This window comes from Streptomyces sp. SID486, from assembly GCF_009865385.1.
In the GTDB taxonomy this organism is placed as follows: Bacteria; Actinomycetota; Actinomycetes; order Streptomycetales; family Streptomycetaceae; genus Streptomyces.
The window spans coordinates 1-17,910 of record NZ_WWJT01000156.1 but is presented as its reverse complement, the minus strand read 5'-3'; the positions used below and the strand labels follow the sequence as shown (position 1 = coordinate 17,910).

At 74.6% G+C, this 17,910-nt stretch carries 8 protein-coding genes and 1 pseudogene; 5 read left to right on the top strand and 4 right to left on the bottom strand.

Annotation, left to right across the window (positions count from 1 at the left end; translation table 11 throughout):
- Positions 1-134 precede the first annotated feature (134 nt).
- On the top strand, positions 135-980 hold the full coding sequence (locus GT045_RS07585; protein ID WP_161333691.1) for a fused MFS/spermidine synthase: 846 nt from the start codon (positions 135-137) through the stop codon (positions 978-980).
- Positions 981-1,230: 250 nt separating this feature from the next.
- On the opposite strand, the pseudogene snpA reads toward GT045_RS07585, so the two are convergent.
- Positions 1,231-1,869 (bottom strand): annotated as a pseudogene (gene snpA / locus GT045_RS07580) (snapalysin); the annotation flags it as partial.
- Positions 1,870-2,384: 515 nt separating this feature from the next.
- On the bottom strand, positions 2,385-3,500 hold the full coding sequence (locus tag GT045_RS07575; protein ID WP_161287241.1) for a hypothetical protein: 1,116 nt from the start codon (positions 3,498-3,500) through the stop codon (positions 2,385-2,387).
- Between the two features lie 62 nt (positions 3,501-3,562).
- On the opposite strand from GT045_RS07575, the gene GT045_RS07570 reads away from it, so the two are divergent.
- On the top strand, positions 3,563-4,024 hold the full coding sequence (locus GT045_RS07570; RefSeq protein WP_202527438.1) for a DUF4442 domain-containing protein: 462 nt from the start codon (positions 3,563-3,565) through the stop codon (positions 4,022-4,024).
- A 311-nt stretch (positions 4,025-4,335) separates the two neighbouring features.
- On the opposite strand, the gene GT045_RS38800 is transcribed toward GT045_RS07570, so the two are convergent.
- Both GT045_RS38800 and galU read right to left on the bottom strand, forming a co-directional pair.
- Positions 4,336-4,512: a hypothetical protein gene (locus GT045_RS38800; RefSeq protein ID WP_202514985.1), complete on the bottom strand. Its 177-nt coding sequence runs from the start codon at positions 4,510-4,512 to the stop codon at positions 4,336-4,338.
- Positions 4,513-4,569: 57 nt separating this feature from the next.
- A complete protein-coding gene (galU, locus tag GT045_RS07565) occupies positions 4,570-5,619 on the bottom strand; it encodes a UTP--glucose-1-phosphate uridylyltransferase GalU (protein WP_237538421.1) in 1,050 nt (349 codons plus the stop codon).
- A 415-nt stretch (positions 5,620-6,034) separates the two neighbouring features.
- On the opposite strand from galU, the gene GT045_RS07560 reads away from it, so the two are divergent.
- The 3 genes from GT045_RS07560 to GT045_RS07550 all read left to right on the top strand — a co-directional run.
- Entirely contained in the window at positions 6,035-7,771 is a 1,737-nt protein-coding gene (locus GT045_RS07560) for an RICIN domain-containing protein (RefSeq protein ID WP_345942574.1), read from the top strand.
- Between the two features lie 400 nt (positions 7,772-8,171).
- Complete coding sequence (locus GT045_RS07555) at positions 8,172-15,953, top strand: type I polyketide synthase (RefSeq protein WP_202527437.1); 7,782 nt, start codon at positions 8,172-8,174, stop codon at positions 15,951-15,953.
- A gap of 1 nt (position 15,954) precedes the next feature.
- A partial coding sequence (locus GT045_RS07550; RefSeq protein WP_237538418.1) for a polyketide synthase occupies positions 15,955-17,910 on the top strand: 1,956 nt, incomplete at its 3' end.

Genomic DNA, 17,910 nt, shown 5'->3' with positions numbered 1-17,910 from the left:
TGTGGTTTGACCGTGGGGGGGGGTGACCCTGTGGTCTGACCGTGCGGGGTGGCCCTGTGGTCCGACGTGCAGGGTGGCCCTGTGGTTCTGACCGGGCGGCGTGATCCTGTGGTCCGAGCGCCCACAATGGACGGGTGAACGCATCGATACCCGTCACCCGCACGACCGACCACGGCACCGCCAAGCTGATGCCCGACGTCGACCGTGAGCGGGCCTGGCTGCTCACGGTCGACGGGGCGCCGCAGTCGTATGTGGACCTGGACGACCCCGCCTACCTGGAGTTCGAGTACGCGAGGCGGCTGGGGTACGTGCTCGACACCGTGGGCGGGGCCGGGCACGCGCTGGACGTCGTGCACCTCGGGGGAGGTGCGCTCACGCTGCCCCGGTACGTGGCCGCCACCCGGCCCGGCTCCCGGCAGGACGTGGTCGAGGCGGACGGGCAGCTGCTGGAGCTGGTCACCGAGCAGTTGCCGTTGCCTGCGGGCTCGGGCGTCACGCTGCACGCCGCCGACGCGCGGGCCTGGCTGGAGGCCGCGCCGGACGACCACGCGGATGCGGTGGTCGCCGACGTGTTCGGCGGGTCCCGGGTGCCGGCCCACCTCACCACACTCGCCTACGTCCGCACGGCCGAGCGGGTGCTGCGACCCGGCGGGGTCTACCTGGCCAACCTCGCCGACGCGGCACCGTTCGGCTTTCTGCGCTCCCAACTGGCCAACCTGTCGGCGGTGTTCGAGGAGGTGGCGCTGATCGCCGAACCGGCGGTGCTGCGCGGGCGGCGGTTCGGCAACGCGGTGGTGGCCGCCTCGCACCGGCCCCTCGACACCGCCGCCCTGGCCCGCCGCACCGCGGCGGACGCCTTCCCCGCGCGGGTCGAACACGGCGCGGCGATCGCCGAGTTCACCGGAGCGGCGCGACCGGTCGAGGACGCCGACGCCGTCCCCTCACCCGAGCCCCCCGACGGAGCGTTCGGCATCGGCTGACGCGGACGGGGCGACCGCCGGCCCGGTCCGTCCGCGCCGGCACGGGTCAGCCGATGTGGATCACGACGGATCCGGGTGCCGGCGTGGTGATCGCGGGTGCGCCGGGGGCCTGCGCACCGCCCCCGGCCGGTTCCCCGCCCTCGCCGGCGGCACCGCCCGCGAGCGGGCCGGTGGTTTCGGGTGCCGGGGCCGGTGCCGGTGCCGTGCCCGGGGTCTGTGCCGGTGCCGTACCCGGGGTCTGTGCGGGTGTGGAGGACCACAGTTGGTCGACCCGTGAGCGCTCGGTGGCGTCCGGGTAGCGGCTGGTGCAGGACGGGCCGGCGCTGCCGCCCGACATCAGCTCGCTGCACGGGCCGCCGTAGTCGTCCGGCAGGCCCAGCACGTGCCCGGTCTCGTGGGTGACGACGCGGACCGAGTCGTACTGCTGGTTCTGGGTGTAGTCGAGGAAGACGTAGCCGCTTCCGTGGCCGTCGGTGGAGGTGTAGGAACCGCGCGGGTCGTTGCCCTCGCGGTAGGAGAAGTCGGCAGCACCGGTCGACGCCTCCTGGAGCTTCACGTCGGATTCGGAGCTGTTCCAGATCGAGGCCGCGCTCGTTATCTGCGAACGGAAACTCGGTGCCTGGGAGGCGTTGTAGTAGACGGTCACCGCCTGCGCGTTCGGCTGGGCGGCGGCACGCTTCTCGGCGACGGACTTGAGCACGGCCTCGAAGAACGCCTTGTTGTCCGTGGCCTCCTCGGCCGTCCCGGTGTACCGCGCCACGGAGGTACCGGTGGCCCCGGGCGGGGTGTCGGCCGTCCGCGCGCCGGCCGGCACCGCCGCGCCCAGCGTGCCGGCGGCCAGACCCAGGCCGAGGGCGAGCAGTCTCGCGGACGTTCGGGAGGTCTTCATGTGGGGGCTCCTACTCACTCGGTGGCGCCGAGCCCCCGATGAGCGGTCGGCTCTGGGTGAACACCGGTCGTGAACTGCGGCGACGTCCTGTGGGTCGTCATTCTTAGGACGGCTCGACAGGGAGCGCAACGGGTCCCGGCCACTACGTCGCCTCGTAGGTCCCGGGATCTCGCCGGGGCGGTGCAGGGGCGTCCGGTCCGCGCACGGCGGGCTGGAGTAAGAGCTGTCGCGGCGTCAGAAGCCTTGCGCCGCGGGGCGACGGGCGTGCGGGGCGCCCGGAGGGGAGCCGGGGGGAGCGGCAAGATCCACATCCAGCCCAAGAAGGGCAAATCCCCGGATGCCCGCCATATCGCCTCTACTAAGCGTGCCGGTCCGTCGGTGAAGTGCTGTGACCGACGCCATAGAACATGAGCTTCCGCTTCCGGGGTGTCCGCGGTCTTCGCGCACGCGCCCCGCCGGCCGGACCGCCCGGGCGGTCCCGGACCGCCGCAGCGTGGACCGGGACCGCGTGCGGGTCACTGCACCACCGGGTCGCCGTGCAGCCGTACCGAGCCGAGGATCTTGTCGATGGTCGCGTCCGACAGTTCGTCCTTGACGCCCTTGGCGCCGTACAGGCTCCACGACACGAAGCTGCCGGTGGAGTTCTTGAAGGCGAACGTGATGGCCTTGCCGTCGGTGTCGCACTTGTCCTTCTTCGGCACGCCGAGGACGTACGAGGTCGCGACACTGCCCTTGAGTCCCGACCGCGTCTGGAAGGACTTCGCCTTGCCGATCCGCAGGTACTTCTTGGCGGCCTCGGACTGGTCGGTGTAGCCGCCGAACGCGAAGGTGGCCGAGTCGCCCCGGGCGATGCTGGCGGTGTCCTTGGCGCCGTTCTCGCCCTTCGTGCCGCTGCCCGCGAGGGAGCTCGTCCCCTTCGTGCCGTTCACCACGGAGGTGCAGTAGTCCGGCTTCAGGAACGCGGGCCCCGAGAAGCCGATGTACGCCGAGCCGTCGCCCTTCTTCTTGTCCTCGAAGAAGGTGAAGACGCCCGGCTTTTCCACCTCCCAGTCGGCGGGGACGTCGAAGGCCGTGCCGTACTTGGGGTTGATCACGACCTTCCAGCCCGCGACGGTCGGCTTCTCCGTCTCGCCGGCCCGCGGGTTGTCGGTCGCGGACGAGGTGGGCGGCGCGGACGACGCGGTGGCCGTCGGCGTCGGGCTCGTGTGCTGCTGCTCCTTGCCGTCGTCCGCCTTGTCGTCCTTGGAGCCGCCCAGCACCAGGAAACCGGTCACGGCGGCGGTGACCACGACGGCCGCGGCCGCGATGATCGCGACCAGTTTCGTGCGGCCGCCGCCCTGCGGGGGCTGGGGGATGGGTGCGGTGGGCTGCCCCCACTGCGGCTGCTGACCGTACGGGCCCGGCTGCTGCTGTGCGTACTGGCCGTCCTGCGGCTGCTGTCCGTACTGGCCGGCTTGCGGATACTGCTGGTATCCGGGCTGCTGGTAGGGGTTCGGCTGCGGGTGTTCGGGCTGCTGGTACGGGTTCGGCTGCTGCTGACCCGGCTGCTGACCCGGCTGTTGTCCCGGCTGCTGGTACGGGTTGTGCTGCGGGTTCTGCGCGCCCCCTGGCGGCTGCTGATCTGGCCACATGGCCAGTAACCCTAGTGGGCTTCACTGGCCAGGTCCGGCTACTCGTGAGTAACATGCCGGTCATGACCGCAGACCAGATGTCGATCGGCGAGATGCTCGCCGCCACCGTGCCCATGGCCCGGACGCTGAACCTGGAGTTCCTGGAGACCACGCCCGAGAGGGCCGTGCTGTCCCTGCCGGACCAGAGCGAGTACCACAACCACGTGGGCGGCCCGCACGCCGGTGCGATGTTCACCCTCGGGGAGTCGGCGAGCGGCGCCATCGTGCTGGCCGCCTTCGGGGACCAGCTCTCGCGTGCCGTGCCGCTCGCCGTGCGGGCCGAGATCGCCTACAAGAAGCTGGCGATGGGTGCCGTCACCGCGACCGCGACGCTGGGCCGCCCGGCCGCGGACGTCATCGCGGAACTGGACGCGGGTCGGCGCCCCGAGTTCCCGGTGTCGATCGAGATCCGGCGCGCGGACGGTGCCGTCACGGGCGAGATGAGCGTCCTGTGGACGCTCCGGCCGGCCGACCAGGGGCAGTGAGCCGCAGCGGCTGAACGGCCTGACGCCCCGCCCCCGATGCCTCGCCAGGGCGGAGGGGGCGGGGCGTCGGCCGTTGCCCGGCCGGCGGGGCGACGCCGAGTGCGCCGGACCTTCGGCGAGCGGCGCCGGTCCCGCCGTCACCGAGCGGGGGAAGTGCGGGCCGTCACCGAGCGGCGGAAGTGCGGGCCGTCACCGAGCGGCGGAAGTGCGGGCCTTCATGGAACGCGGCTGTCCCGCCCCCGTCGTGCGGCGGAAGCGTGGCCCTTCATCGGGTGGTGGTGCGGGCCTTCACCGGGTGGTGGTGCGGGCCTTCATCGGACGACGATGACGTTGGTGGCCTTCGCGCCGACCACCTCGAAGGCCACCCGCTGGCCCTCGCGGGTGGTCTGCGTCTCCATGCCGGAGAAGGGGCGCCTCTCACCGGCCTCGTCGGTGATGATGCCCACGCCCTCCGTCTCGTTGTAGACGGCGATCCTTCCGAGCGGCATCGTCTGTCCCTCCGTGGATTGTTCGTGCCGGCCTGTGCTCCCCCGGTGAGCAGAGCATCACGCAACGTTCCCGGGTGAGAAAGGGTGCAGCGGTGCGTCGGCCAGGGTTTGACCGGATGTCGGCGGGACGTGCACGGCGTCGCCCCGGGCGGTCCGGCGGTGGCCGGCCGGCTCGGCCGCGGTGGCGGGCAGACCCGCGGCGAACTCCTTGAGCCAGTGGGTGAACCCGGGGCCGAGGTCCGGACGGGCGCAGGCCAGGCGCACCACCGTGCGCAGGTAGTCGGCCTTGTCGCCGGTGTCGTAGCGCAGGCCCGAGAAGACCACCCCGCGCACCGTGCCGCGCGCCGCCAGCTGCCGCAGGGCGTCGGTCAGCTGGATCTCGCCGCCGCGGCCCGGCGGAGTCCGCTCCAGGACGTCGAACACGGCCGGTTCGAGGACGTATCGGCCGATCACCGCGTAGCGGCTCGGCGCGGTCCCGGGGGCCGGCTTCTCCACCAGGTCGGTCACCCGGACCACGTCGTCGCCGCCCGCCGGCTCCACCGCCGCACAGCCGTAGAGGTGCGTCCGGGCCGGGTCGACCTCCATCAGCGCCACCACGCTGCCCGCGTACCGGTCGCGGACCTCCAGCATGCGGCTCAGCAGCGTCTCGCGCGGATCGATCAGGTCGTCGCCGAGCAGGACCGCGAAGGGCTCGTTCCCGACGTGGTGCCTGGCGCACAGCACGGCGTGGCCGAGGCCGAGCGGGTCGCCCTGGCGGATGTGGTGGATGTCGGCGAGCCGCGCCGGACCGCGTACGGCGTCCAGACGCGCGGTGTCTCCCTTCGCCACCAGTGCCTGCTCCAGTTCGAAGGCGTGGTCGAAGTGGTCCTCGATGGCCCGTTTGTGCCGGCCGGTGACCATGAGGACGTCGTCGAGACCGGCCGCGGCGGCCTCCTCGACGACGTACTGGATGGCCGGCTTGTCGACGACCGGCAGCATCTCCTTCGGCGTGGCCTTGGTCGCGGGCAGGAACCGGGTGCCGAGCCCGGCCGCCGGTACGACGGCTTTGCGAACGGTGCGGCGCGGGGCGGGAGTTGCCGAGGTCCGGGAAGCGATCAAGCGGTCCATGCTGGAGTGCTGGGGGGCGATCATGCGGCCCATGCTGGAGTACGCGGATGAGAGCGCGCCCGGAGGAATATGGGAAGGGGCTGTGGGTGACCCGGCCGAACGTGCCGGGAAGGCGGAGATCTCGTGTGCCATCCGCCTTTTGCGCGGGGACGGTCGGCCGGGAAGTCGGCCGGCGATCTGAGCCCCTCCTGAGGATACCGACGGTAACCCCCGGGCAATTCACCGACGTTGTCACCGGGGCCATTCCCGCTCCTTGTTTCCCGTGAGCCGACTGTGCCAAGGTGAGCCTCCCCGCGGGAGGGCAAAGGCGGACGCCGACGTCGAGCCGGCCCTTTAGGTATGCACCAATCAGGCACTGTTCTCCGCCAGGACGTCAGTGCGCATGCGGTCCTGCGGCTGGAAAGGAAACATTTCCGTGCAGTCCCCTCACCCCCCACGCCCGCCCTATCCGCCCTCCGTACCCGGCCCGGCCGGGGAGTCCGACCACACCCTCGTCGCGCGGCTGAACGGCCCGGAGGACGGCCACCACCACGCCGTCGCCCTGCTGCTCGCCCGGCACTGGCGGCCCACCCGCGACTACGCCGTGGTCTGCCTGGCCGCGGCCGGTTCCAGCGCCCAACTGGTGGCCACCGCCGCCTTCCACCAAGTGCTCGGCCGGATGGCGGGCGGGGTGACGGGCGGGGCCCTGCGTCCCCAGCTGCTCGTCGCCGTGCGCGACACCGTCCGCGCCTGGGCCGGGGACGACGCGGCCTGCGTCGCTCTGTCTGAATTGCGCAAAACCACCGGCGGTCGGGGGCTGCGCGCGACAAAGCCCGGACCGCCGGAAAGCAGGTGGCTCGCCGACCGCGCATTCCGTGCGCTTCCCGGCGCATCCCAATGTCTTCTCTGGCACGCCGAGGCCGAAGCCGAAGCCATAAACATACCCGCCGGTCTGCTGGGCATAGACGCCGCCACCGCGACGACCGCCCTGGCGCAGGCGCGTGAGCAATTCCGGGCCGGTTGCGTACGCGCCCACCGGGAACTCGCGCCGACCCCGGAATGCCGCTTCTACAACCGGCTCCTCGACGTCCCCATCCGCCGTGGCGGCGCCCTCCTGCCGGAGGTCCGCCGGCATCTGACGGTCTGCGCCCACTGCCGGTACGCCGCCGAACAACTGGGCCGGTTCGAGGACGGACTGCCCCTGCTGCTCGCCGAGACGGTGCTCGGCTGGGGCGCCCGCCGCTACCTCGACTCCCGGCCGGGGCGCGTCGCTCCCGAGGAGTGGCCGCCCGCGCCCCCACCCGGGTCGCAGCCGGGTGCCCCCGTCTCCGGAGGCCGGCACCGCACCGGACCCGAGCGTCGGCACCGCACCGGGCCCGAGCGCCGATATCGGACCGGCCCGGAGCGTCGGCACCGCACCGGACCCGAGCGCCGGCACCCGGTGGCGGTGGCCCTCGGTGTCGGACTCACCTCCCTCGCGCTGCTCGCCACCGTCCTCGTGGCCAGAAGCTGGTCCGATGACAACGCTGTCCCCGCCACCGGTGCCACCTGGGGCGCGCCCGTCGCAGGCACCGTGCGGCCGGGCGGCACCGCCACCGGCACCCGCCCCGCCACCGGCACCCGCCCCGCCACCGTGCCCGCCACCGCGCCCGTCGGCGCTCCCACCGAGGTAGGCCGGGGTGCCCTGCGCGGCCTCGCCTCCGGGCTGTGCCTGGACGTGCGCCTGGGCCGGCTCGCGGCGACCGCGGGCGTCCGGCTCGCACCGTGCTCGACGGCCGCCTCGCAGCAGTGGTCGTACCGGGACGACGGCCTGCTGCGCAGCGCCGCCGACCCCGCCCTCTGCCTCGCCGCGGACCCGGGGTCGAGGCGCGTGGCCCTGGCCGACTGCGTGGCCGCCGCCGGGGAGGTGTCGTACGACTTCACGGTGCGCGGTGAGATCCTGCTCCGCCTGCACCACGGTCTCGCCCTTGCGGCGGGTTCCGGTCGGCCGGGCGTCTCCGGCCGTTCCGGCAGCGCGGTCGGCGTCATGGCCCGCGACGGTTCGCGGAAGCAGCGGTGGGCGCTGGGGCCGAGCGTGCCGGACGTGCGGGGAACGCCCGACGCGTCCGGGCCGCCCGGCGGTGGCACGGGGGCCGCGGCCGGTCCGTGTGGGCCGGACCCGCTCGCACGCTGAGGAGATGTGACGGTCTCACGCCGTCGTGTCCGTATCCCGTCGGCCCGGTTCGAGCCACCGGGCCGACGTCACGGGGAATTTACAGACTCCGGCCGGATGTCCCGGCACATGGCGCGCGGGTGGGTCCCCGGTGAAGCGCGCGCTCGGTTTGACGGACTTGTGCCGGTGTGGCACACGTGGCCCTACGGTCCTGTCGCCCCACCCGTGCAGACAATTGCAGGAGTTTGCTCCTCTTGCGCGGGATTCGGTGGACTGGCCGAATCGGCGCCACCGCGCGGACAAAGGTCGCGGCGTTATTGACCCGTGAGTAGCACCTCGCTAGTTTCCGGTGCCCTCGCACCAGAGCGTCTCGCCGCACATACCCCCCACCGTGCTGTCTCGCCGATCGTGCCGGAGCATCATGACCTCCCCTGTGCGTGCCCATGACCTGATCCTGTGCCTCACCCCCTTCGGGGAACCGGACGCCGCCCTGGCCGCCGCCGCATCGGCCGCGGGCGCGCTCGGCATCCTGGACCTGGGCACCGGCGACCGAAGATCCCGTGACCAGCTGTCCCGGCTGAGAGGGGCGGCGCCGGGCCCCTTCGGCATACGGGTGACCGGGCGCTGCGCCCTCACCCCGGCGGACCTCGGTGGCGCCGTGGACACCGTGGTCCTCACCCCGGACGCACGGTGGACGGCGGCCGAACTGCCGCCGGACCAAAGGGTGCTGGCCGAGGTCACCGACCTCGGACAGGCCCGCGCCGCCATCCGCGCGGGTGCGCGGGGGCTGATCGCCCGAGGAAGCGAGAGCGGTGGCCGGGTCGGTGAACTGAGCACGTTCGTCCTGCTGCAACAGCTGCTGCCCGAAGCGGACCCGGCCGGCATCCCGGTGTGGGCCTGCGGCGGCATCGGCCCGCGTACGGCTGCCGCCGCCGTCGCGGGTGGTGCGGCCGGAGTCGTCCTGGACTCCCAACTCGCCCTGCTGCCCGAGTCGGAGCTTCCCGAAGGGGTGCGGGCGGTGCTGCGGTCCCTGGACGGTTCGGAGACCGTGCTCCTTGGCGGACACCGGGTGCTGCGGCGCCGCGGTCCGGGCGCCGCGCGACCGCCCGCCGACGACCCCGAAGCGGTCGCGGCCCTGCTGGGGGCCCGTGAGCCGCGCGGCCGGCTGCTCCCGGTGGGCCAGGACGGTTTCCTCGCCGCCCGGTTCGCCGAGCTGTGGCGGGATGTGCGGGGAGTCGTGCGGGGCCTGTCGGCGGCCGTGGGGGAGGCGGTCGGCGGGGCCGCCGCGCCCACCCCGTCGCCGGACACCGCCCTGCGGCCCGGGTCGGCCATGAGCCGTGCGCTGGGCACCCCGCTGCCGATCGCGCAGGGGCCCATGACCCGGGTCAGCGACCAGGCGGGGTTCGCCGCAGCCGTGGCCGAGGGCGGGGCACTGCCGTTCCTCGCGCTGGCCCTGGCCGACGCGGCGCGGACCCGGGAGATGCTCACCGAGGCGCGTGCCGTGCTGGACGGCCGGCCCTGGGGCGTGGGCGTGCTCGGCTTCGCCCCCGAGGACATCAGGAACGCGCAGCTGGAGGCCGTACGGGAGCTGCGGCCCACGCACGCGGTCATCGCGGGCGGCCGGCCCGCCCAGGCCGAGGCGCTGGAGCGGGCCGGGATCCGTACCTTCCTGCACGTGCCCTCGCCCGGACTGCTGCGCCAGTACCTCGCCGCCGGCGTGCGCAGGTTCGTCTTCGAGGGGTCGGAGTGCGGCGGTCACGTCGGACCGCGGGCCTCCTTCCCGCTCTGGGAGGCCCAGCTCGCCGTCCTGGAGGACTTCCTGGCCGAAGCCGAAGCCGAAGCCGAAGCCGACGCCGACGCCGACGCCGTCACCCACGCCGAAGCGGGTGCGGGGGCGGGCGGCGGAGCGGCGGGCCGGCTGGAGGTGTTCTTCGCGGGAGGCATCCACGACGAACGGTCCGCGGCGATGGTCGCCGCGCTGGCCGCACCGCTCACCGCCCGGGGTGCCGCCGTCGGCCTGCTCATGGGCACCGCCTACCTGTTCACCGAGGAGGCGGTCGCCCGAGGTGCCGTCCGGCCGGTGTTCCAGCGACAGGTGCTGGACGCCACCGCGACCGCGCTGCTGGAGACCGCGCCCGGCCACGCCACCCGCTGCGTGCCGAGCCCCTTCACCCGCGACTACCGCGCGCGGGAGGCCGAGCTGTGTGCGCGGGGTGTGCCCGACCGGGAGGTCTGGGAGCGGCTGGAGCGGCTCAACGTCGGGCGGCTGCGCATCGCCAGCAAGGGCCTGACCCGCGCCGAGGACGGCGAGTTGCGGCACGTCGACGAGGAAGGGCAGCTGGAGTCAGGGCTGTTCATGGCCGGTCAGGTCGCCGTCCTGCGCTCGACACCCACCACCGTGCCGGCCCTCCACCACGCGGTGACCGGGGGCGCCGCCGACTTCCTGACCGCCCGGGCCGCGGAGGCTGCGCGGGCCGCGGAGGCTGCGTGGGCCGCGGAGGCTGCACGCGTCGTACGGGCCGCACGTGCGCCGGGTGCCGTGGGTGCCGGCGGAGCCATGGGTGCCACGGGAGCTGTCGATGCCGTGGGAGCTGTCGGTGCCGTGGGAGTGGTGGAGGGGGCCGACGTCGCCGGGGCCGCCCGTGCCGGGGCGCGGGGCCGCGCCCGCTCCCGCCCGCAGCCGTCGGCGCCCCCGCCGCTCGACATCGCGATCGTCGGCATGGCCTGTATGTTCCCGCAGGCCCCCGACCTCGCCACCTTCTGGGCGAACGTCGTGGCCGGACGCGACGCCGTGACCGAGGTCCCGCCCGACCGCTGGGACCCGGCCGTGCACCACACCGCCGGCAGCACCACTTCGAAGTGGGGCGGCTTCCTGCCTCCCGTACCCTTCGATCCGCTGTCCTACGGCATCCCGCCCGCCTCCCTCGGCAGCATCGAACCCGTCCAGCTGCTGTCCCTCGAAGCGGCCCGCAGAGCGCTGGACGACGCCGGATACGGTGACCGAGGACGGGAGTTCGACCGCTCGCGCACCTCCGTCGTCTTCGGTGCCGAGGCGGGCAGCGACCTGTCCAACGCCGCCACCCTGCGCGCCGTCCTCCCGTCCTACTACGGCACGGTCCCCGACGGACTAGAGCAGCAGCTGCCCCGACTCACCGAGGACTCGTTCCCCGGAATGCTGGCCAACGTCATCTCCGGCCGGATCGCCAACCGGCTGGACCTCGGCGGCGCCAACTACACGGTCGACGCGGCCTGCGCCTCCTCGCTCGCCGCCCTGGACGTGGCCTGCAAGGAACTCGTCTGCGGCACCAGCGACGTCGTCCTGTGCGGTGGCGCCGACCTCCACAACGGCATCAACGACTACGTCCTGTTCTCCTCCGTCCACGCCCTCTCCCCGACCGGCCGGTCCCGTGCCTTCGACGCCTCCGCCGACGGCATCGCCCTCGGTGAGGGCGTGGCCTGTGTGGTCCTCAAACGGCTCGCGGACGCCGAACGCGACGGCGACCGTGTCTACGGCGTGGTCAAGGGACTCGGATCCGCCAGCGACGGCCGCTCCCTCGGCCTGACCGCGCCACGCCCCGAAGGCCAGCGGGCCGCGCTGGAGCGGGCGTACCGCAATGCCGGTGTGCCGCCGGCCGCGGTCGGTCTGCTGGAGGCGCACGGCACCGGGACCGTCGTCGGTGACCGCACCGAACTCTCCGTGCTCGGCGAGGTGTTCTCCGAAGCGGGCGCCGCGACCGGAGGCTGTGCTGTGGGCTCGGTGAAATCGCAGATCGGGCATACCAAGTGTGCCGCCGGACTCGCCGGGCTGATCAAGACCACCCTGGCGCTGTACACCGGGGTCAAGCCGCCGACCCTGCACCTGGAGCGGCCCAACCCCGCCTGGGACGAGGCGGACAGCCCTTTCGTCTTCCACACGAGTGCCCGCCCCTGGGCCGCGCCGGCCGCCGAACGCTTCGCCGGTGTCAGCGCGTTCGGGTTCGGCGGCACCAACTTCCACGCGGTGCTGGCGGCACACGGAGACGCCCCGCCACCGCGGCAGGCCCTGGACGCCTGGCCCGCCGAACTGTTCCTCTTCCGGGGCCGGGACATGGCGGCGGCCCGCCGGGCGGCCGAGGAGCTGCTCCGGGCCGCCGAGTCGGAGGGCAGTCCCTGGCGGCTGCGCGATCTCGCCCTGGCGGCGGCCCGGCTCGCCGACACCTCGAACGATCCGGTGCGGGCGGCGACCGTGGCCCGCGACACCGGGGAGCTGATCGGACAGCTCCGGCGCATCGTGGCGGGAGACCTGGACGCGGACGCCGGCGCGGACGCCGGGATCCACTTCGCGGACTCAGGCGGGGGTGTCCGCCTCGCGGACCCCGAAGGCGGCATTCACGTCGCGGACCCCGACAGGGGTGTTCACTTCGCGGAGCTCCGCGGTGGGGACGGCCACGCGGGCCCGGCTGCCGGAGCCGACCACGTGGGCTCGTCCGGCGGAGCCGATCAGGTGGTTTCGGCTGCCGGAGCCGACCGTATGGGCTCGGCAGGCGGGACGGCCCGCCTGGACCCGGCTGCCGGGGCCGGGGCCGGGGCCGGCCGTGCGGACGCCGCCGTCGGTCAGGTCGCCTTCCTCTTCCCGGGGCAGGGCAGCCAGCGCACCGGCATGCTCGGTGAACTCCTCGTAGCGCTGCCCGAGCTGCGGCACTATCTGCACCTCGGCCGCGCCCACGCCGACCGCCTCTTCCCGCCCGCCGCCTTCGACGACACCGCCCGTGAGCGCCACCGGGCCGCCCTCACCGACACCCGTACGGCGCAGCCCGCCCTCGGCATCACGGGCCTCGCCGCACACGCCTTCCTCACCTCGGCCGGCATCCACCCCGACCTGGCCGCCGGGCACAGCTACGGGGAGCTGGTCGCCCTCGCCGTAGCCGGCGCCCTCGATCCGGAGACCCTGCTGGAGCTGAGCACCGAGCGGGCCGCGGCGATCCTGGCGGTGGCCGGCGACGACCCCGGCACCATGGCCGCCGTGGGCGCCCCCGGCGAGGACGTCGAACGCGCCCTGCGCAGGGCCGGTGCGCCCCCGTCCGTCGTCGTCGCCAACCTCAACTCGCCCGAGCAGACGGTGATCTCCGGTCCCACGGCCGACGTCGACACCGCCGTACGGGCCCTGCGCGCGGACGGGTTCGGTGCGCGCCGCATCCCCGTGGCGTGTGCCTTCCACAGCCCGCTGGTGGCCGCGGCGGGGGAGAGGTTCGCCAAGGTGCTCGCGGACAAGCCGGTCCGGGCACCCGAGTTCCCCGTCTGGGCCAACCGCACCGCGACGCCGTACCCGCCCGACCCGGACGCCGTACGCGCCGGACTGGCCGCCCAGATCGGGGCCCCGGTGGCGTTCGCCGCCCAGATCGAGGCGATGTACGAGGCAGGGGCACGGATCTTCGTCGAGGCGGGCCCGGGCACGGTCCTCACCCGGCTCGTCGGCCGGATCCTCGGCGACCGCCCGCATCGCACGGTCGCCTGCGAGCCGCGGCCCGACAGCGGCCTGGCCGGCTGGCTCGACGCGCTCGCCCGGCTCGCCGTCGCCGGGCAGCCGGTGCGCACCGCGTGGCTCCTGCGTGGCCGTGACGCCGTCGACGCGCTGCGCGGCCCGGCGCCGAAGCGGCCCGGCTGGACGGTCGACGGACACCTCGTCCGTACGGCCGACGGAGCACTCCTGCCCGGTGCCCTCGCGCCGGCCCGACGCGTAGTGGAGGCGACTGTGACGTCCGACCAGCCGAACGGCGGCCCGGCCGACCGGGACGCGCTGATCTCCGAATTCCTGCGCACCAGCCGCGAGATGATCGCCGCCCAGCGGGACGTGCTGCTCACGTACTTCGGCGCACCGGCACCCGGCGCACCGGCCGCCCCCGTGGCACCGGCCGCGCAGGCAGCGGTTTTGGAGACCACCGATGCCGGGCGCCCCTGGCCGGCGGAGACGGCATCGGACCCTGCGGCTCAGGTGACGCCGGTGCCGGTGGTGCCGGTGGTGCCGACGGTGACGGCGACGGACGACGTGGCACGGGTCGTGCGCGAGGTCATCAGCGAGCGCACCGGATACCCGGTCGACATGATCGAGCCCGGCCTCGACCTGGAGGCCGACCTGAGCATCGACTCGATCAAGCGGGCCGAGATCGCGGGCGAACTGGCCCAGCGCCTGGGCATCGCCGGCGGCGCCGAGCTGCTGGGCGACACGGAGCTGGAAGAACTGGCCAAAGCGCGTACCGCGGCGGCGGTGACGCAATGGCTGACGGCGCGGACCGGTGCGGCCGAAGACGGCGGCGGCGGCCAAGCTCCCGCCGACCAAAAGGAGTTGGGAGCGGAGACCTACGCGCCGCCGGGGCCCGGTCCGGTACCGGGAGTGTCCCCGGGGTCCGGTCTGGTGTCGGGTGTGTCGCCGGGGTCGAGGCCGGTATCGGACGTGCCGCTGTCCGGTCCGGTATCGGATGTGCCGCTGTCCGGTCCGGTATCGGATGTGCCGCTGTCCGGTCCGGTGCCGGAAGTGCGGCCGGTGCCGGGTCCTGAAGCCGGCACCGCGCCGGAGGTCCCCCTCGGCGTCGCACCCCAGCGCTGCGAGCTGCGGCCCGTCCCGCTGCCCGAGCCGGACCCGGCCACCGACCTGAAGGGCCGCCGGTTCGTCCTCCTCGGTGACGGAATCGGAGACGACGGCGGAACCGGAGCCAGTGGCCGAACCGCAGACGACGGCGGAACCGGAGACGGCGACGGCGGCGGCGAGGGTGGTGTCGGCGGTGGCGACGGCGGTGTCGGCGGTGTCGGTGGTGGCGTGGTGGCCGAGATCGTGGCGCGGCTCAGCCGGTGCGGCGCCGAAGCCGTGATCCGGTCCGAGGACCACCTCCTCGGACCGGCCGACGGACCCGTCCACGGCGTCCTGTACCTCGGCGCGCTCCCCGGCCCGCTGCCTGGTGCGCTCGCCGGCCCGCTGCCCGGTGCGCTCCCGGGGCCGGAGCACCCCGTGCTGCCGGACGCCTTCCCGGTGCTCCGCGCGGCCCTCGCCCACGGCCCCCGCCTGCTCCTCGCCGTACGCGCCGCCGACGGCGCCGGGGCACTGCGCGCGGCCGGCCTGGACGGGCTGATCCGCAGCGCCGGCCGCGAGTACCCGGACCTCATCGCCCGGGTGCTGGCGGTGGAGAACACCCGCCCGGCGGCCGTCGCCGACGCGGTGCTCGCCGAGCTGTGCGCACCGCAGCCCGCTCCCGTCGTACTGCGCACGACCTCCGGACACCGCAGGGGCCTGGACCTGGTGCCGGTGCCCCTCGGCCCGCTCGGCGCCACCGGCGCCGGACCCGCCGGTGACGGCGCGGCCGAGGCCGCCGCGCTCGGACTCGACCGGGACTCCGTGGTGCTGCTGGCCGGTGGCGCCCGGGGTATCACGGCGAGGTTCGCGGCCACGCTGGCCGGCGCCTGCCGGTGCCGGATCGAACTGCTCGGCCGTACCCCCGCGCCCACCGCCCCCGAGGCCCCGCACATCGCCGCGGCCCGCACCCCCGTCGAGCTGCGGGCCGCGATCGCCGCGGGACCCGGCGCACCACGGCCCGCCGAGATCAACCGCACCGCGGAACTGGTCCTCGCCCAGCGGGAGATCACCGCAACGCTCGCCGAACTCACCGCCCTGGGCAGCCGGGCCCGGTACCGCTCCGTCGACTTCCGCGAACGGGACGCCGTCCTGCGGGCCGTCAAGGAGATCCACGCCGAACACGGCCGGCTTGACGGCGTGGTCTTCGCCGCCGGCGTGATCGAGGACCGGCTGATCGCCGAGAAGAGCCCCGAGTCCTTCCAACGGGTCTACGGGACGAAGACGGCCGGGGCTGCCGCGCTGTTCGCCGCGCTGGACGACCTCCCCGTCACACCGGCGTTCACCGTGCTGTTCGGCAGCATCGCGGCCGTCCTCGGCAACCGGGGCCAGGCCGACTACGCCGCCGCGAACGACGCGATGGCGACGCTCGGCGCGGACCGTGCCGTCCGCACCGGGGGGCGCGTGCTGACCGTCCACTGGGGGCCCTGGGCGCCGGCCGGCGCCCACCCCGGCATGGTCGGCCCGGAACTCGGCCGCGAGTACGCCCGGCGCGGGGTCGCGCTGATCGACCCGGACGAGGGCACCGCGGCCCTGCTGCGCGAACTCGCCTGGGGAGACCCGGCGGTCCGTACCGTCGTCCACACCGCCTCGGGCTGGTGACATGACGTCACGTCAGGCACCCGTCGCCATCGTCGGGATGGCGGTGCTGCTGCCCGGTGCCCCCGCTCTGGACGCCTACTGGGCCAATCTGCGGGACGGCACCGACGCCATCAGCGAGGTCCCGGCGAACCGCTGGGACGCCGACTACTACCGCCCCGGCACGGCCGCCGGCCCCGCCGTCGCCGGCCAGGTGTACTGCCGGCGCGGCGGCTTCGTGGACGGCCTGGCCGAGGTGGAGGTCACCCGCCACGGCATCATGCCCGCCTCCGTGCCCGGCACCGAGCCCGACCAGCTCATCGCCCTGGACGTGGCCGCCGCCGCGCTCACCGACGCGGGCGGCCCGGGGCGGCTGCCCGAACGGCACCGCGTCGGGGTCGTCCTCGGCCGCGGCGGCTACCTCACCCCCGGCCTGGCCCGGCTGGACCAACGGGTGCGTACCGCCCACCAGCTCACCCGCACACTGGGCGAGCTGTTACCCGACCTGGACCCCGGCCAACTCGACCGCATCCGCACGGCGTTCACCGACCGGCTCGGTCCCGACAGCCCCGATGCCGCGATCGGTCTGGTGCCCAACCTCGCCGCCTCCCGCATCGCCAACCGCCTCGATCTGCGCGGCCCCGCCTACACCGTGGACGCGGCCTGTGCCTCCTCCCTCGTCGCGGTCGACCAGGCGGTCACCGCGCTCACCACCGACCGCTGCGACCTGATGCTGGCCGGGGGAGTGCACCACTGCCACGACATCACCCTGTGGAGCGTCTTCTCCCAGCTGCGCGCCCTGTCGCCGTCGGAGCGCATCCGTCCCTTCCACCGCGACGCCGACGGCATCCTCATCGGTGAGGGCACCGGGGTCGTCGTACTGAAACGCCTCGCGGACGCCGAACGCGACGGCGACCGCGTGTACGCGGTGATCCGCGGCACGGGCGTGGCCGGTGACGGCCGTACGGCAGGGCTGGTCACCCCCGACCCGGGCGGGCAGAGCCGGGCCGTGCGCCAGGCATGGCGGGCCGCCGGGCTCGACCCCGCCGCCGCGGACTCGGTCGGCCTGCTGGAGGCGCACGGCACGGCCACCCCCGCCGGTGACTCCGCCGAACTCACCACGCTGACGGAGGTGTTCGGGCCGGGCGCGGACCGGGACGCGGACCGGCGGCCGGTGCTCGGCTCGGTGAAGTCGATGATCGGCCACACCATGCCGGCGGCGGGCGTCGCCGGCCTGGTCAAGGCCGCGCTCGCCCTGCACCACCGCACCCTCCTGCCCACCCTCCACTGCGACGACCCGCACCCCGCGCTCGCCGCCACCCGTTTCCGGACCCTGGACCGGGCCCGCCCCTGGGAGACCGGCCCGGGGCAGCCGCCCCGGCGGGCCGCGGTGAACGCGTTCGGGTTCGGCGGGATCAACGCGCACGTGGTGCTGGAGGAGGCGCCCTACGGGCGTTCCGGCGCCGTGACCGGTCCCGGACTCGGCCTCGGCCGCTCGGCGGGCACCGCCCGTCCGGTGCCGGTACCGGTGCCGGTGTCGGTACCGGTACCGATGACGGCGCCACGCCCGGAGCCGGAACCGGTGCCGGAACCGGTGCCGGTGCCGACGGAAGCCCGACACGGAATCTCCGAGTCCACGCCCGTGCTTGAGCCTTCGCCCCCGCCTGAGCCCGCGTCCGCGCCTGAGCCCAGCCCGACGCCCCTGCCCACGTCCGCGTCCGCGCCTGAGTCCAGCCCGACGCCCCTGCCCGCGTCCGCGCCCATACCTGAGCCCGCGCCCGCGCCCACGCCTGAGCCCGCTCCCGCGCCCCTGCCCACGTCTACCGCCACGCCTGAGCCCACGACTACCGCCACGCCTGAGCCCACGGCGGCGTCCGCGCCCACCCCCGCGCCCGCGTCCGTGCGGGTCGCCGAGCCCGAGCGGGTCCTGCTGCTCTCGGCCGGTGACGTGGACGGCCTCGCCACCCTCCTCGGCCACGAC

Bases quoted from the DNA above. Each gene is read 5' to 3' on its own strand.
- GT045_RS07575 (WP_161287241.1), bottom strand. From the start codon at position 3,500: ATGTGGCCAGATCAGCAGCCGCCAGGGGGCGCGCAGAACCCGCAGCAC.
- GT045_RS07570 (WP_202527438.1), top strand. From the start codon at position 3,563: ATGACCGCAGACCAGATGTCGATCGGCGAGATGCTCGCCGCCACCGTG.
- GT045_RS38800 (WP_202514985.1), bottom strand. From the start codon at position 4,512: ATGCCGCTCGGAAGGATCGCCGTCTACAACGAGACGGAGGGCGTGGGC.
- galU (WP_237538421.1), bottom strand. From the start codon at position 5,619: ATGGACCGCTTGATCGCTTCCCGGACCTCGGCAACTCCCGCCCCGCGC.
- GT045_RS07555 (WP_202527437.1), top strand. From the start codon at position 8,172: ATGACCTCCCCTGTGCGTGCCCATGACCTGATCCTGTGCCTCACCCCC.